General features: G+C 67.6%; 10 protein-coding genes. 4 read left to right on the top strand and 6 right to left on the bottom strand.

Features of this window, described 5'->3' with window-relative positions:
- Positions 1-438: 438 nt before the first annotated feature.
- The 3 genes from GCE86_RS08760 to GCE86_RS08750 all read right to left on the bottom strand — a co-directional run bounded on the left by GCE86_RS08760 (position 439) and on the right by GCE86_RS08750 (position 3,729).
- Positions 439-1,887: a hypothetical protein gene (locus tag GCE86_RS08760; protein WP_154226477.1), complete on the bottom strand. Its 1,449-nt coding sequence runs from the start codon at positions 1,885-1,887 to the stop codon at positions 439-441.
- A complete protein-coding gene (locus GCE86_RS08755; protein WP_154226476.1) occupies positions 1,877-3,064 on the bottom strand; it encodes a TerB family tellurite resistance protein in 1,188 nt (395 codons plus the stop codon). Before GCE86_RS08755 ends, GCE86_RS08760 begins: the two co-directional genes overlap by 11 nt.
- A gap of 416 nt (positions 3,065-3,480) precedes the next feature.
- Entirely contained in the window at positions 3,481-3,729 is a 249-nt protein-coding gene (locus GCE86_RS08750) for a hypothetical protein (RefSeq protein ID WP_154226475.1), read from the bottom strand.
- A gap of 331 nt (positions 3,730-4,060) precedes the next feature.
- Between GCE86_RS08750 and GCE86_RS08745 the strand changes: the two genes are divergently transcribed.
- Positions 4,061-4,351, top strand: a complete 291-nt coding sequence (locus GCE86_RS08745; RefSeq protein ID WP_154226474.1) for a hypothetical protein — start codon at positions 4,061-4,063, stop codon at positions 4,349-4,351.
- 13 nt (positions 4,352-4,364) lie between these two features.
- Here GCE86_RS08745 and GCE86_RS08740 read toward each other — a convergent pair whose 3' ends face one another.
- From GCE86_RS08740 to GCE86_RS08730, 3 genes are all read right to left on the bottom strand, one after another.
- Positions 4,365-4,625, bottom strand: coding sequence for an STAS domain-containing protein (locus tag GCE86_RS08740; protein WP_154226473.1), 261 nt, complete (start codon positions 4,623-4,625; stop codon positions 4,365-4,367).
- Between the two features lie 44 nt (positions 4,626-4,669).
- Complete coding sequence (locus tag GCE86_RS08735) at positions 4,670-6,226, bottom strand: SGNH/GDSL hydrolase family protein (RefSeq protein WP_154226472.1); 1,557 nt, start codon at positions 6,224-6,226, stop codon at positions 4,670-4,672.
- Between the two features lie 381 nt (positions 6,227-6,607).
- Entirely contained in the window at positions 6,608-7,504 is an 897-nt protein-coding gene (locus GCE86_RS08730; protein WP_163636793.1) for a tyrosine-type recombinase/integrase, read from the bottom strand.
- Positions 7,505-7,896: 392 nt separating this feature from the next.
- On the opposite strand from GCE86_RS08730, the gene GCE86_RS08725 reads away from it, so the two are divergent.
- The 3 genes from GCE86_RS08725 to GCE86_RS08715 are packed head-to-tail and all read left to right on the top strand — an operon-like array spanning position 7,897 to position 13,965.
- The gene (locus GCE86_RS08725) at positions 7,897-9,132 is read left to right on the top strand and encodes a DUF6361 family protein (protein ID WP_154226471.1); all 1,236 of its coding nucleotides are present in this window, start codon (positions 7,897-7,899) and stop codon (positions 9,130-9,132) included.
- Positions 9,119-10,870, top strand: coding sequence for a phospholipase D family protein (locus tag GCE86_RS08720; protein WP_154226470.1), 1,752 nt, complete (start codon positions 9,119-9,121; stop codon positions 10,868-10,870). The genes GCE86_RS08725 and GCE86_RS08720 overlap by 14 nt, the downstream gene beginning before the upstream one ends.
- On the top strand, positions 10,867-13,965 hold the full coding sequence (locus GCE86_RS08715; RefSeq protein ID WP_154226469.1) for a C-terminal helicase domain-containing protein: 3,099 nt from the start codon (positions 10,867-10,869) through the stop codon (positions 13,963-13,965). Before GCE86_RS08720 ends, GCE86_RS08715 begins: the two co-directional genes overlap by 4 nt.
- Positions 13,966-14,719 lie beyond the last annotated feature (754 nt).

Here is a 14,719-nt window from a genome sequence, read left to right as displayed (position 1 = left end):
CCCGGACCCACGCTGACCTGCAACAACGAAACCTGCAGATTACGGTGGGTGCAGCTGTTCGGTGCCGTCAAGCGCTGTTCGGGCGCCGTTCTGTGAAGCCGGTTGCTCCCAACTTGCTCCCCGCTCTCGGGCCCGAGACCGGCGGGCAGCTGATCGGCTGAACCGGCCCCCCTGTCGGGCAGGTCGGCGCTCGTACTGAGCGCCGGCTACGCGTCGCTGACCCTGGCCTACGAGGTAGGCGCTGCCGACGGGTAAGTGCGTCCCGAAGTTCCCGAACCGCTCCCCCCGGCCATACACAACCGACTTGCCAAGCCGCCTGCGGCCGCCCAGAATACGGAGCAGCTCAAGCATCTCCCTGGGATCCCGCCCCGCGCCTTTCGTGCCAGCGGCATGTGCGCGCATGTGACCAAATGGCCTTGCAAATCAAGCCGCGCTTCATCAGATTGACAGCCTGCCCAGGTTCGTGACTCGGCTCGCTGGCCACGATTGCCCCTCGGATTCGGTGAGGAGCAATTCCCATTCCTTCTCTAGGGCTTGACTGATTCGACGGTCGCGGGCGATGGCTTCTTTGAACCAGGCGATGGTGGCGGGCGCCATGGCCAGAATCTGGTTGTAGTTGAGGGCGGCCGGGTTCATGCCAAACACCAGCCCGGTCTTGAGAAGCGTGCCTGAGGTGGCGATGGAGTGCCCGAGCAGCAGCATGGAGGTGAGTTTGGCGTGCTCCAGCTTCCGTTGCGCTGCCATACCGCCGGTGGCATAGCTCTTGAGAAGCCAGTACCCACGGATGATCGCGGACACCACGCCAGGAGTGATGCCCATCGTGAAGAAATGGCGCAGGTCGTAGCCGTTCTTATACATGTAGCGGGCGACCTCGGTCCAGGGCACCTTGACGCCGGAGGGGTCCAAGGCGAACGGGGAACCAACCTGTCCTAGCTGAAGGAGGCTGAAGAACGGGGGCTGCAGGCCGGCAGGAGTGTAGACGTCCGAGAGCAGATGGCGCACCTGGGTGATGAGCGCGGTGATCAGGTCGACCGGGTCGTAGCCGGTGGCTGGGACCTGGACCAGGCGCCCTGCCTTGTCGATGTAGGTGCCGGTGCCGTGCATGAGATCTGCAACGCCGTAGAGGAAACCCAGGGCCGGGTCGTGGCCGAGGCTCTGGAGCCGATGGGTATACGACGACATGCCGCTGACCCGGCCCCCGGTGGCCCACGTGGTGGAGGCGTCATAGGGAACTTTGGCCAGCTTCTCGAACCTCTTGAAGAATCGGGCATGGATGTCTTGAGCCCGATCCTTGTCCTGGAGCCACTTGGTGAGGGGCGATCCCGGGTACTCCTTGCCTCCGAAGGTGGAGCCCTGGGGGATGCGGACGAGGATGATGTCAAGGAGGGTCGCGAGGGCTCCGGCAAGCAGGACGACCGTCCAGTCGGTCTTGTCCCAGCTGACGTCGCCATGTTCCTCGGCGTAGCCGCGCAGGCTGCGAGCGATCTGGCCGGCGGGTAGAACCTGCTGGAGCGGGTCCCGGGTCAGATCGATACCCAGCAGATCCAACCGGGCTTCGGCAAGCCTGACGAGCTGATCGAAGTCGTCATCAGTCGGGACGATGGGGACGGCGTAACGGCGGTAGCTCGGTGCCTCGCCACTAACGGTGACCATTGCGCTCGACTGGGACTCTTGAGCTGGTACGAGGACGCCCATTGCTTGGAGACGGGCGCGCACCGCGTCGAACTCGGACTCGACCGAATCCAGGGTGTCGCTGACGCGAAGTTCGCGTTCGAGGACATCCTTGAGGTCGAATTCCGCCTGGTCGAACAAGCCCCGCAGTTCGGTCAGCGTGACGGCCTGGTAAGCCACGACCGCGGCAGCAGCCGAAAGCTGGTCACCCGACACTGAGCGGCTCCCGCCGTTCGAAGGCCTCCTGACTGGTCTGCAGATTCACCAGGGCCAACTGGAAGGCGGCCAACTCATCCCTGAGCGTGGCGAGTCGCTCCTCGTTCCTCGTGGTCTGGGTGAGGTGGGCCTCCATCCGGTGAGCGAGCCCGGCGATGTCGTCGGTGAGCTCGGCCATTGCCTGCTGGTGATTCTTGATGACTTGCTGAATCAGATGCTCGCGCCGATTTTCTCGTTCGCGCTCGTTGGTGGCCAGCACCCAACGCGCGCCTTGGTGAACCGCGACCCCGAGGATCACCACGGTGCCGATCCCGGTGGCCATCGCGCTCAGGCCCAGCAGGCCGCCGAACCCCAGGGCGGCCAGACCCGAGGTGATTCCCGCCCCGCTGAGGCCGGAGACGCTGCCAGCAAGACTGATCGCGGCGATCGGGGCACCGAACGCAGCCGCCCTGGCAGCAATGTCCTTGGTGGTGGTCTCCAACTGGCTGGTCGTGATCTTGCCGGAAGCGAAGTCCTCTTCCGCAATCACGAACCGCTCGGTCGCCTCCACGACCTTGTCAGCTGACTCGGCGAACACGAGTCCTGCGACCAGCACGATTCGCTCACGCTCGGCGTCTGCAGCATGTCTGTCAGCACGCGAGATTCGCACCAGATCGCGCACCAGCACCGTGAACACCGGCTCGCGCTGATCCTCCTCGAGGCGGTCGTGCAGTTCCCTGGACAGCTCCACCGTGACGTCAGGGACCCCTGCGTCGCTCGCGGCATCCCGTTGCGCCCCAGTGATTTCCCTGCGCAACTCCGATCGCGCTTCGTCGTCGAGACCGATCGTCGATGCGAACAGGTACAGATTCGCGATCTCGCGAGGATCGAGGAGGCCGTCGACCAGCGCCAAGCTCACCAACACCCGGCAATAGAGCAACTTCCCGTCCGCGCCGAGCGCGGACAAGTCGCCGGAATCGGCGGGGTTGCCGGACGACCAGGCCGACAGGCCGTCCTTGACCTCTCCGACCTTCGCCATCACCTGCTCGGCGGACTGCTTCACGATCTCCTGTGCATCGCCAGCAGCATCAACGACAAGCTGCCTCGCGGCGCTCGTGCCGTCGGCAACCATCCGTCCGGCGGCGTCGGCAACGCCCTTCAGCCGTCCAAGCCCAACATCACGAAGGTCCATCGCCATCCCTTTCACGTTCTTTGGCGAAAGGCTATCGGTAGCCACCGACGAGGCGACGTCCTCCCAGCGGCCCTACCGCATGTCCTCATCGGCCAAATTTCGATGCCCTACGACTCTGGCGCCGCCAGCCCCAGCGAGCGCCTCTATGCCTGGCGAGGCCACCCGGAACGCCCGGTCGCCGCCCGCGCGGCTCATCTGCACCACGGCTTCCGACAGCGAGGGCAGCCTCAGCGGGCTCGTCGCGCTCAGTGAGCTGTCGCGCTTGGCCGGCGTCGTCACCTCGGCACTTCCGAACCGTGGACAGCTTGTCGACCATACGGCTGACACCTCGACTGCCCCAACTGCAGCGACGGCAGCACGTCACGCTCCACGGCCAGGCGATCGCCTGGATCTCGCAGTGCTTTTCCCGTTGATCTCCGGCACTACGCGACCACGGCGGCATTGGCCACGCTCAGGTCGCCGCCGAAGCCTTCGGCGGGCACGACCAGTTCCGACTTTGCCACGGCGCACTGCGGCCTCGACCGCGCCTTTTTGGACTCCGGGTCCTTGGCCCCGCAGAAGTCAGGCCGGAAACCGTAATGCGCCGCAGAGCGCACGTACTGCACCGTCGGGAAGACCACGTTGACGACGACTGCGCCCTTGAGGCAGCCCATCCGGTCGGGCAGGACCACCCGCAGTGTTCGTCACGACCGAGCCACATCTGTCAGGCAACGCCGACACCAATGGCGATGTCGACGTGGTCTGGACGCCCTCGTGTTCCGTAGGGCCGCCAGCGGAACGCGAATCGGAATGAGGAGGTCAGAGGTACCAGGATGACCTCAGCTACGTATTGCGATGCCTACCGGCCGGCGGGACGAGGCCCCGGCTGGCGGGGAGAAGCTGACGAATGCCCGATCTGACGCCCTGTCTCGTATGCATGTTCAATAACGTGTCCAGGTGGAGTTGCGCACGCGATGATACATCCCCATCCGCTGGGACCGGGCTGACAACTCGCCCGTCGGTGTGACTGTCGTCGCCTCCCCCGCCGAGCTGCGGCACATGGTCGCCCGGGGCCGCGCCGACCGGCACGTCGTCGCCTTCCCGTATCGGCAGGTGCGCGAGCTGGTCGGCGCTGCCCTGGACCACTGCCGGCGCGGGCACAGCTACGTCGGCAGGTCGACGACCCGGGCGGTCTGCGACTGGTGGCCATGCCGCTGCGGCGGGCACCTGGTGCTGCGCTGCCGCATGTGCCCGGACGTTCGGGTGGACCCGGTCGTCAGCGCCGACCGCAACCCGTGCCGCACCTACAGCTAGTCCGCCTGACGGACTAATCGCCGGCGTCGGGCGTGCTGAACGTTGGCAGGATCCCGGTCATCGACAGCACGCGCCGGACATGGCCGGTGGGATTGACCAGGGCGAGGCTGAATCCCGTGTCGGTGGCACCGCCGTGGGCGTTGACGAACGCGCTCAGCACGTGGAGTCGATTGAAGCTGACCCGCGCCAGGTCGACCTGGACGCGGGGCGCTAGGGCGATCGCGCCCTGCAGGACATCCCCCAGCGAGCTGGAGCTCGCCGTTAAAGAGAGCATGCGGGCCGGACCTCGTCGAGGTCCGGCCCGCGCGGCGAAATCCCTCAGACCGCCGGTAGGCCCAACTCGCGGGCGACCGCGCGGGCAATCGCCCGCTGCCCTGGCCATAGTGGGTGTCCCTGGCGCTGGTCCTTACGGTAGATCGTCGGGTCGACCTGAAAAACCCAGCTATCGGCCGTGCACAGCTCATGACCGTTGAGCGCGTCTGCTACGAGGACGAAGCGGGCTCCGGCACTGGCCGCCGCACGGCGCAGAGTGGCGTCAAGGTCGACGCCGAGTTGGTTAGCGCGCGCCCGCTCGCGCGGAGTGAGCCACCAGCACGTGTTGTCGCGCTGATTCTTCGGGAAGAGGCGCGGGTAGCCGACGAGGACGACCTCGGCCTCGGGCGCGGCCTTCTTGATCTGCCTGATCAGCGTGACGACGCGTGGGAGCAGGTTATGCACGGCGGCGAGGTTGTCTTCTGGATGAGCTAGGCATTCCCTAAAGAAGCAGTCGCCCATGATCGCGCTGAAGCCGATATCGTTACCGCCGATAGTCAGGGTCACTCGGTCGACATGGTCGCCCGCGTTGTTCAGCAGCCTTTCGATCTCCCACAGCCGGCTCAACTGGCTCCGGTTGTCGGGGGCGAGGGTCTGCCTGCTCTCGTACAGGTCGGCCACGGTGTCGCCAGAGCAGGCTAGGTGGTGATCCGCGCGCACGCCCAGCAGACGCGGCCATGCCGCCCAGCCCGCGCGGTGGCACATATTCATACCTGGCAGATCAGTAGGCACATCGAACTTCGGGTTGCCCTCGCCGGACGAGAAGGAGTCACCGAGTGCGACCGTGACGGGCGGCGGGGATCCACTGCCACCCGAGCCAACGGCGATGAAGGTTTGGGCGTAGTAGGCCCAGTCCGTCCTACTCCAACTGCAGCTGACGTTGACCGCGTAGGTGCCAGGGCTGAGCGTGGCCGGAACCAGGAACGAGGTGGCCGGCCAGCTGCCTTGGGCGTCTACTACAGGCTCGGCATCGCCGTGCAAGGCGCCGGATTCCTCTTCTAGAGCAATCGAGGCGATGCCCGGTCCTCCAGGGCACCGAGCAGATGGTGCCACCGTTAAGCGCCCGCCTGGTGCGACGGCGGCCGCCGACACGCTGAGCGTCGGTGACGGTCCGGTGACCGTAAACGCCACCGGAGCGTATTGCAGCAGGACCGATTGGTCCGTATAGGACCGGCAGGTTACCGCCACGGTCGCGGGGCCAGCCGCCGGGTCGCCGCCCATCACGGGCGGATTGAACGAGACAGCCTCTCGGCGGGGCACGCGCAGGGGATAGCCGTCGAGGCCCCAGGTGCCGTCGGCGTCGGTCGACCACGTCTCCGCTGGCCAGCTCTTGCCTGCGGCGTCTACGAATGTCGCGACAACCAAGGACCATGGCTCCCCGGCTGGCACGGGGCACGGTTGCATCGAGTTGATGCGCGTGACGATGCCGGCTGTTCCGGCGGTTCTTGTCATCGTCACCTGCGGGCCGGCGGCGAGTGCCGACCCCGGTACGGCAAGACTCGCCGCCATCACAACGCTTGCCGCTATCGCCGCTGTACGCGGGCGGGCCGTCCAGATCGCCATAATGCCCCACCATCGTCGACGGATTCGGATGGCATTACGCTATGCGGGCGCTGGATCGCCACGAAGCAGGGAAATGGTTTATTCAAGTTAGTCGTTCGCTAGAACATCCTGCCCTTCAGGACAGAGAATCCTGGCGGACAAGACATGGCCGGTGATCGAGGCGGCGTACCTGAGCCAGTAAAGATCACATCCCATCGTAGGCAGTCGGCAATCCGAACCATCTAGCCGAAGAACCACGCCAAGCAGTTGATCTAGGGGCGGGCGGCTCGACAGGCGGGGTCCCGACGCCGCCTTGATCGTCTGCACCTTCACAGGAGTGGGCACCAAGGACCAACGATAGTTCCCGGCCACCTGCAACTGCACGATCAAATACAGCCCCAATCAGTCCTTGCTCATAACCCGTGCCCACTCGGCATCGCGGGCATCTCGCCATGCTGTCTCCGCATCCCGCTCGTAGCCGCAGGCAAAGCACCGCCCATGCGAGTCGGTGCCACCGAACTCATCGAAGCTCGCTGGGAATGTGATCCGCCAGCATTCGTCGCACTCCTCGAGGTTTTCGGCCTGGCAAAACTGATCATCTATGCCAGCAATTCCCGAAGCATCGGGGGCCGCCTGTTCATACAAGCTCGCCAACAAGAACCTCGTCGCCTGCTCGGCCGTGGCGCATCGGCTGAGTGACCTTAAGAGCTTCGCGTAGGGCCCCATAGTCAAGCTCGTGCCCGCATCCTCGAGAACCTTGAGCAGCGCGCTAGCCGACAGCATCCTGCCGTTCGTGCCGCGCTCCAGGCCGGTATTGTCGAACGCCACTATCGCGGCGAGGCCATTCGTCAGGGCGACATCGAAGAGCCCTTCAGGGGTACCAGATCCGCCGTAGCACCTGACGGCGCAACTCATGGTGATCCACCGTCCCATCATGCCGCCAGCCCCGCACATCGAATATGGCACGCCGCAGCGGCGAAGGCGCGGCCCGGCGGGCCACTCGGCCCGCCGGCCACGTCCTGTCCGCTCGCGCCCGCCAACCGGCCACCAGCCGGCGGCCGCCAACTCGTCGACGCCGAGGAAGTCCCCGACGATCCGCCGCACCGGCACGTGGTGCCGCCGCGTTGCGTGCACGTAGACGTTTATCGTCGTGGTTACGCTCGCGCGGCCGGCCATCGTCCGCAGCGCCGTCAGGTCGACGCCCTCCGTGGCGAGCAGCGTCAGCAGCGAGCGGCGCGGCCCGTGCGTCGTCATCCGGCGTGGCAGGCCCTTCTCCCGCGCCAGGTCGCGGATCTTCACCCACCGTCCGTCGTAGAAGTCCTCGATCTCGGGACGATGTCGGTGCCCGGCGCCCGGCGGCCACACGTCGCGGCCTGCCGGGACGAAAGATCACCCGGCGCGGCCGGACAGCGGAAAATGCGCGCACGTTGTGTAATCACGCTCGAATGGCTCATCCCTGACACGCTCGGCAGCACCTACGGTAGTGCAGTGATGACGAGCGGTGGGCGTCATAGCCCGGCGGGCCGGAGGCGACGAGTGAGTGGCCCATCAGGACGCGGCGTGGTGATCGACGGGCCGCCTGAGCCGCACCTTCCACCAGCGGGCGGCATTGTGCAACGGATTTAGATACGCTGTTGCCTCTTTCCGCGGTGTCGAATTCGCCCGAGCAGGGGTATGAGTGGAAGGTATTCATGGCTTCGGGACTGAGCTGGCTGGACAGCTCCCGCGAGGACCAGCAACGCCTGCGCGAGTTGCTCAAGCTGTTCAGCGATACGGAAAGCCGGGACGAGTTGGGCATCGGCCAGGTCCGGGACGCGTTCAGCGACCTGCTCTTCCCTGGCACGTCGGTCATCCAGACCCGGGCGCGGTATCTGCTGATTGTTCCGTGGTGCTTCCAGGAGGCGCAGCGCCGGGGGCTGCGCGGTGACCGCTTCGCCGCGCAGGTCGATCGCAACGAGCGGAAGGTAATCGACGCTCTGCTGCGCGGGGATGACACGGAGGGGGTGATCGGCCGGCGGGCCGGGGTGGGTGTGCGGACGCTGCCGTCGAGCATCTACGCGGCGGCGCTGCTGCGGTACGGCATCCGGACTGGCGCCGACGACAGCGCGCCCGGCGGCCGGCTCGCATCGGGCCTGGTTGAAGCCGATGAGCTGACCGAGCGGTCGGGCGGAATGTGGCACCGGACTCTGCCGTCGGCTCCGGCGAGTTTTCCGGCGGAGGTCGAGGGTGGGCTGAGGCTGAGTCCGGAGGAGGCCCGATGGCTGCGGGAACGGCTTCTCGCCGCCGCGCCGAGCACCCTGCTGGCATACCTGCTCCAGCCCGAGAACTGTCCAGGCTGGGACAGTACGGCGCCGTGGGATGAGCCGGCGGCGCTCGTTGCTCCGGAGCCGATCGGATCGTTGGTGCGGGACGCGGTGCGGTTCTCGTTGGCGATCCACGGTGCGGCGCTGCTGTACAACCTGCTCGTCGCCGAGCGGTATCAGGTGGCAGGTCTGACCGAGCACGAGGAGCCGGTGGACTGGTACCGCAATGAGCTGAAGGGCTGGGACGATCGTGTGTCGGCGGAGCGGGGCCTCAAGGGCTGGGACCGGTCGGGTATGTGGGATCGGCTGATCGAACAGAATCCGCGGATCGCCGGGAATGTCGCCGGGCGCCGGTTCATCGACCGCTGGCTCGAGGCGGTCACCAGCGGAGCCGCGGGTGGCGCCGCGGACGACCAGAGCCTGCGGAACCTGGTGGCCGAGCGGGAACGGTCGGTGAAGAAGGGTCAGTCTCGGCTGGTCAACGAGAAGCTGCTGCGTACCTGGAGCGGCGCGTCGGGCAGCAGGCAACTGGTGTTCCGCTGGCCGCAGGTACGCCGGATCCTCATCGACGTCCACGACGGCTGCGCCGCCGACCTGCCGGAGGCTGCCGGTGCTCGCGCCTGATTCCCGCGCGCTGCTGCTCGACGCTCTGCGCCCGCCGCCGGGCGGGCGGCTGTCCCGGGCCGTGGCGTTGACGTTCACCCTCGATCTGGAAAGCCTGCTGGTCGCCCCGCTGGCGTTCGCCGCGCACGGGCTGCGCGAGTCGACGGACCCGATCGCGGTGATGGAGGGTGTGCGGCACTGCGCCGACCGGATCGACGTTTTCTGTCAGGCTGGGCAGATTGTGGTGCCCCCAACGGCGTCTGCGCTGTTGGCGTTTGTCGAGCCGATGGTGCACCAGGTTCGCCGGCCCGGGCCGGGGCGACTGTTTCATCCGAAGCTGTGGGCGCTGCGGTTCCACGACGAGGCGACCGGGGAGACGTCGCTGCGGCTGCTGGTGCTCAGCCGCAACCTGACCAAGGATCGTAGTTGGGACGTGTGCCTGCGCCTGGACGGTGTGATCGGCACTCGGCGGCTGGTGGCCAACCGGCCGGTGGTTGAGCTGCTGCGGCAGGCGATGCGGCTGGCGGTGGCGCCGTTGCCGCCGCACCGGCAGGCGGCGATTGAGGCCTTGGGCGAGGACCTGCGCCGCGCCGAGTGGGAGTATCCCGAGGGCGCGCGGGAGATGTTCTTTCATGCTCTTGGCGTGCCTGGCGCCCGGCTTCCGGATTTCGGGGGTACCCGGCACTTGGTGGTGTCGCCGTTCTGCACGCCCGGTGGTCTGGATAGGTGCGCGCCGAGCGGGCAGCCCGCGTTGGTGAGCCGGCAGGAAACGCTCGACTGCCTCCCGGAGGAGAGCCTGACCGGGGTGCAAGCGCTGGTGATCAATGCTCTCGCCGGTCTGCCGGCCGAGGGTGCGCCGTCGGGTCAGGAGGTGCTCGCCGGGCTACACGCGAAGCTGTATGTGGTGGAGAAGGGCCACCAGGCGCGGGTGCTGCTGGGCTCGGCGAACGCCACCGACGCGGCGTTCGGCGGTAACGTCGAACTGCTCGTGGAACTGGTCGGTAGCCGCACCCAGTGGGGCATCGACGCTCTGGTCGGTCCCACGGCGGGCTTCCGGGAGATCCTCGAACCCCACGAACGCCACAACGCGATCGAACCGGAGCCGGAGGTGGCCGATCTTCGTGAGCTGATCCGCGACATCGCCGCCATCCCGCTGACGGCCGCCGTCACGTCCGACGCCGACAGCTACCACATTCGGCTGGCGTCCGAGGACGCCCTGCCCGACGCCCTGGGCGTGCGCATTACCGCGCAGCTGCACACCCGCCGCGGGGAGGTGGTGGTGCTTGCGCCGGGACAGCCGGTGGACGCGACGTTCAGCGGGCTTGCGCTGGTCGACGTCACCCCGTTCGTCGCAATCAGCGTCGAGGACAGCACCGGTCGGGAACAGACGGTGGTCCTCGCGGCTCTGGTCGGCGATCCCGAACACCGGCTCGACCATGTCATCGCCGCGCAGATCGACACGCCGGAGAAGTTCCTACAGTTCCTGCTGCTCATGCTCGGCCTCGGGACCGAGGCTATCGCCACCGTCGGCGGCGAGGCCGGTGAAATCGGCGCCTGGCGCTCTGGCGCAACCGGAATCCTCGAGCTGCTGCTCAACGCTCTCGTCGACCGGCCCGAGCAGCTCGACGACCTGGCCCGGCTGGTCACCCGCATCGAAGCCAGCGGTAACGGCGAGCGTCTACTGCCCCCGGGCTTCGTCGAACTGTGGCGAGTCATCAGCACGGCGCGGGACATGATCACGGAGGCGGTGCGCTCGTGAAACGGTACGACGCCGGCCCGGTCATGGCCGGATTGAAGGACTTCCAGCGCGCCACCGTCGCCCATGTCATCGATCGGTACTTCGGCGCCGACCCGACCCGTCGGTTCCTGGTCGCCGACGAGACCGGGCTCGGTAAGAGTGTCGTCGCGCGAGGCGTCATCGCGCAGGCCTTGCAGCGGCTGCAGGACGACGACAGCGTGGAGCGGGTCGACGTCATATACGTCTGCTCCAACCAGGACGTCGCGCGGCAGAACATCGAGCGGCTCCGGGTCACCCCGGACGAGACGGTCACTCTGTCCAGCCGGCTTACCCTGCTCGCCAAGCACGCGGACCAGCTCAACGCCGCGACCGCCAGCGCCGGCAAGCCGATCAACCTGGTCGCGTTCACCCCCGGCACCTCCTTCGACCAGGGCTGGCGGACCGGCACGGCGGAAGAACGGGCGCTGCTGTTTCTGATCCTCGAGCAAGCGAGCTCGTGGGACGGCTGGCGAACCCGGGCGGCGCTGCGGGCGTTGCAGGCGGGCGTCTCCACCCCGGAACGGTTCGAGGACCAGTGCAACCGACTGTGGGTGTCCCTGAATCGGAAACTCGATCCCACGATCAGCGGCGAGTTTCTGCGCCAGGCCCGGCGGCGGGGCCTGCTCGGCGAGTTCGACGCGCTGCTCGACGGGATCGGCCGACGGGCTGTCCTGCCCGACGCGCTGAGGGAGACCGCCCGCAAGCTCACCGGCGACCTGCGTACGGCGCTGGCCACAGCCGGCGTCGAGGTTCTCGAACCCGACTTGATCATTCTCGACGAGTTCCAGCGGTTCCGGGAACTGCTCGACCCGAACGGCGGCGAGGGAGCCGAGCTCGCCCGACATTTGTTCGACTACCGGTCCGCCCGGGTGCTGCTGCTGTCGGCCACCCCGTACAAGCCGTTCACCTTCGCCGAGGAGGCCGCCGCCGGCGAGGACCACTACGCCGACTTCCGGCAGGTGCTGCGATTCCTCAGCGACGACGAGCCGTGGCACGCTGACGTGACCAAGGCGTTCGAGTCGTACCGGGACGCGCTGGTGCGCGGCGAGCCCTGCGGCGACCTGCGTGACTGGCTGCGCGGCCTGCTGCTGCGGGTCATGTGCCGCACCGAACGGCCCATGCTGGGTCAGGACGGGATGCTGCGCGAGCAGCTGAGCCTTGCCGACGATCTCGACGTCCGGGACGTGCGCAGCTACGTCGCGATGCGCAAGATCGCCGAGGCGGTAGGCGCCCCGATGACTGTCGAGTACTGGAAGTCCGCCCCGTACTTCCTGAACTTCCTCGACGGCTACCAGCTGGGCGACAAGGTCCGCGCGGCGCTCGACGGGCATCCGCACCCGGAGGTGCCCGCGCTGCTGGCCTCCGCGCAGCTGCTGGACGCCGACGCGATCAGCCGCCGAGAACCGGTCGATCTGGGCAACAGTCGGCTGCGGCAGCTCGCCACGGACACCGTCGACCGCGGCTGGTGGCAGCTGCTGTGGCTACCGCCGTCGCTGCCGTATCACGCGCTCGGTGAGCCGTTCGCGACGGCGGCCCGGGAGGGCATCACCAAGCGGCTACTGTTCTCCTCCTGGAACGCCACCCCCACCGCCGTGGCAGGACTGCTCAGCTACGAAGCCGAGCGCCGGCTGGGCCGCGCCGGCGAAGGACACCGCCACCTCGACTACCGCATGGAGCACGATCGTCCAGCCGCGATGAGCGCGCTCGCCCTGTTCTGGCCACATCCCGCCCTGGCAGCCCTGTGCGACCCGCTCGACGCAGCCCGGAAACGGCCGGACGAGACCCCGACGCTCGCCGTCATCGAGCGGGAGGTCCGGGAGCGGCTACACGCGCACGTGGCCGCGTGGCCGGCGACGACCGAGGGCGGTTCGGCGGAGCCGTGGGAGCTGGTCTTCCGATGGCCGGGCGGGGATCCCGGCATTGAGGATGCCGCCGCGGCCATGGGGGGAGCGTCCGCCGACGAGGAGGGGCCGGCCACGGGTCTGGACCGGCACGTGGCCCGCGCCCGCGAGCTGGCCGGCCAGGCCGGCCACCCGGCAGTGGGCCAGCCGGACGGGCTGCTCGACACTGTCACGGCGATCGGCCTGCACGGCCCCGGCAACATCGCCTGGCGGGCACTGTCGCGGCTGATCCACCCCGGCAGCGCCGTCACACCCGGCGGACATTGGCGCGCGGCCGCGCTGCTGGCCAACGGGCTGCGCTCCCTGTTCAACCGGCCCGAATCCGCGCAACTGCTGGAAAACCTAGAGATGGGCCAGGTCTACTGGCAGGCGGTTCTGCGGTACTGCGCGGCCGGCGGTCTGCAGGCCGTCCTCGACGAGCACCTGCACACGCTGCGCAGCACGGCCTCCGACACTCCGCTCAACGACGAGGAGCTGTGGAAACTCGCCGACGAGGCGCGGCAGGCGATCGCCAGCCGCCCGTCAACGTACGTCGCCTTCGACCCGCACCACCCCCGGCAGCCGATCAGGCTGCCCGGCCGGTTCGCGCTACGCTACGGCGGCCGCGGTGAGGAACAGTCCCAGGTCGACCGCAAGGTCGCCGTACGGCGTGCCTTCAACAGCCCGTTCTGGCCATTCGTTGTCGCCACCACCAGCGCCGGCCAAGAGGGCATCGACTTCCACCAGTGGTGCTCGGCGGTCGTGCACTGGAACACCCCCGCCAACCCCGTCGACTTCGAGCAGCGTGAAGGGCGGGTGCACCGATTCGGCGGCCACGCCGTCCGCCGCAACCTGGCCGCCGCGCACCGCGCCGACGCCCTGCGCTCCCCCGACTCGGACGTGTGGAAGGCCCTCTACGACGCGGCCCGCGCGCGCTCCGGAGCGTTGGGAGACTTCGCACCGTACTGGGTGTTCCCGGGGCCGGCGAAGATCGAGCGGCACGTCCTGCCGTACCCGCTCAGCCGCGACCAGGCGAAGCTCGACCGGCTCAAGGCGGACCTGGTGCGATACCGGCTGGCGTTCGGTCAGCCGCGGCAAGAGGACCTGCTGAACCTGCTGCGGCGACGGGAGAGCGAGGCAGTGGGCGTTCCCGACGTTCTGGATCTGCGACCCGCGCCGGAACGAAGCCAGCCGTGACGAGAAGTGGCTCGGCTCATCATCCTGGCTACGCCAGGGGCGAGCGCCTGGCGTCACGTTGGTAGGGCGTGGTGGCCGTACGGCTGGTCAGCGGCGGAGGCGGCGGGAGCAGGGGCCGTTTAACTACGTTATCCGCCGCATTCAACAACGACTACTGGAAGTGAAGCTTGGACTACAGGTTTGTTGAGCCAGCGTGGGTACCCTTTGAGAAGGTGGACCCTCCCAACATATCCTGGAAGCGCGCGAAGCGCGCCATAGCAACCACCACGAGCATGAAAGAGTTCGTGACGATCGACGGGTGGGACGCAAAGGCGAGATGGATTTACGGATCGCATCACAATGAGAGGAGGATCCATCGCCTATGCTCCACGTCGCCGCATGGGTTTGATCCGGACAGGGACCCGTGGTACGCGGCAGCACTCTACCCAGCGCCTCCGGATCCAATCTACAAGCTGGACAACCTGGTCGGGCTAGTCACCTGGGTTGGACACGTCGGCTGCCTCTGGCCGAGCAATTACGGCCCGCTGATGTTACCGCTGGTACGCGCGCTCCAACGCAGGTCTCAGCACTTCGTAGCTCCAGTCTTCTTCGGCTCTAACGCTGACAGACTGGGCCAGCCGATTGTCATGCTTCCGCGCTACGAGGAAGTACATCGGCTACTTGACCGATTTGACTGAACGTCCCGCTCGCACGCGCTGCCGTGCGCCGCGCCGTCGCGGATCGCCTCGGCATATGCCGCCGACCCGTTATGACA

The organism is Micromonospora terminaliae (assembly GCF_009671205.1).
GTDB lineage: Bacteria > Actinomycetota > Actinomycetes > Mycobacteriales > Micromonosporaceae > Micromonospora > Micromonospora terminaliae.
This window is presented reverse-complemented; position numbering and strand designations above follow the sequence as displayed.

What these genes read in the sequence shown, in the direction of transcription:
- GCE86_RS08755 (WP_154226476.1), bottom strand. Translation starts at nt 3,064, where the DNA reads ATGGCGATGGACCTTCGTGATGTTGGGCTTGGACGGCTGAAGGGCGTT.
- GCE86_RS08740 (WP_154226473.1), bottom strand. Translation starts at nt 4,625, where the DNA reads ATGCTCTCTTTAACGGCGAGCTCCAGCTCGCTGGGGGATGTCCTGCAG.
- GCE86_RS08735 (WP_154226472.1), bottom strand. Translation starts at nt 6,226, where the DNA reads ATGGCGATCTGGACGGCCCGCCCGCGTACAGCGGCGATAGCGGCAAGC.
- GCE86_RS08725 (WP_154226471.1), top strand. Translation starts at nt 7,897, where the DNA reads ATGGCTTCGGGACTGAGCTGGCTGGACAGCTCCCGCGAGGACCAGCAA.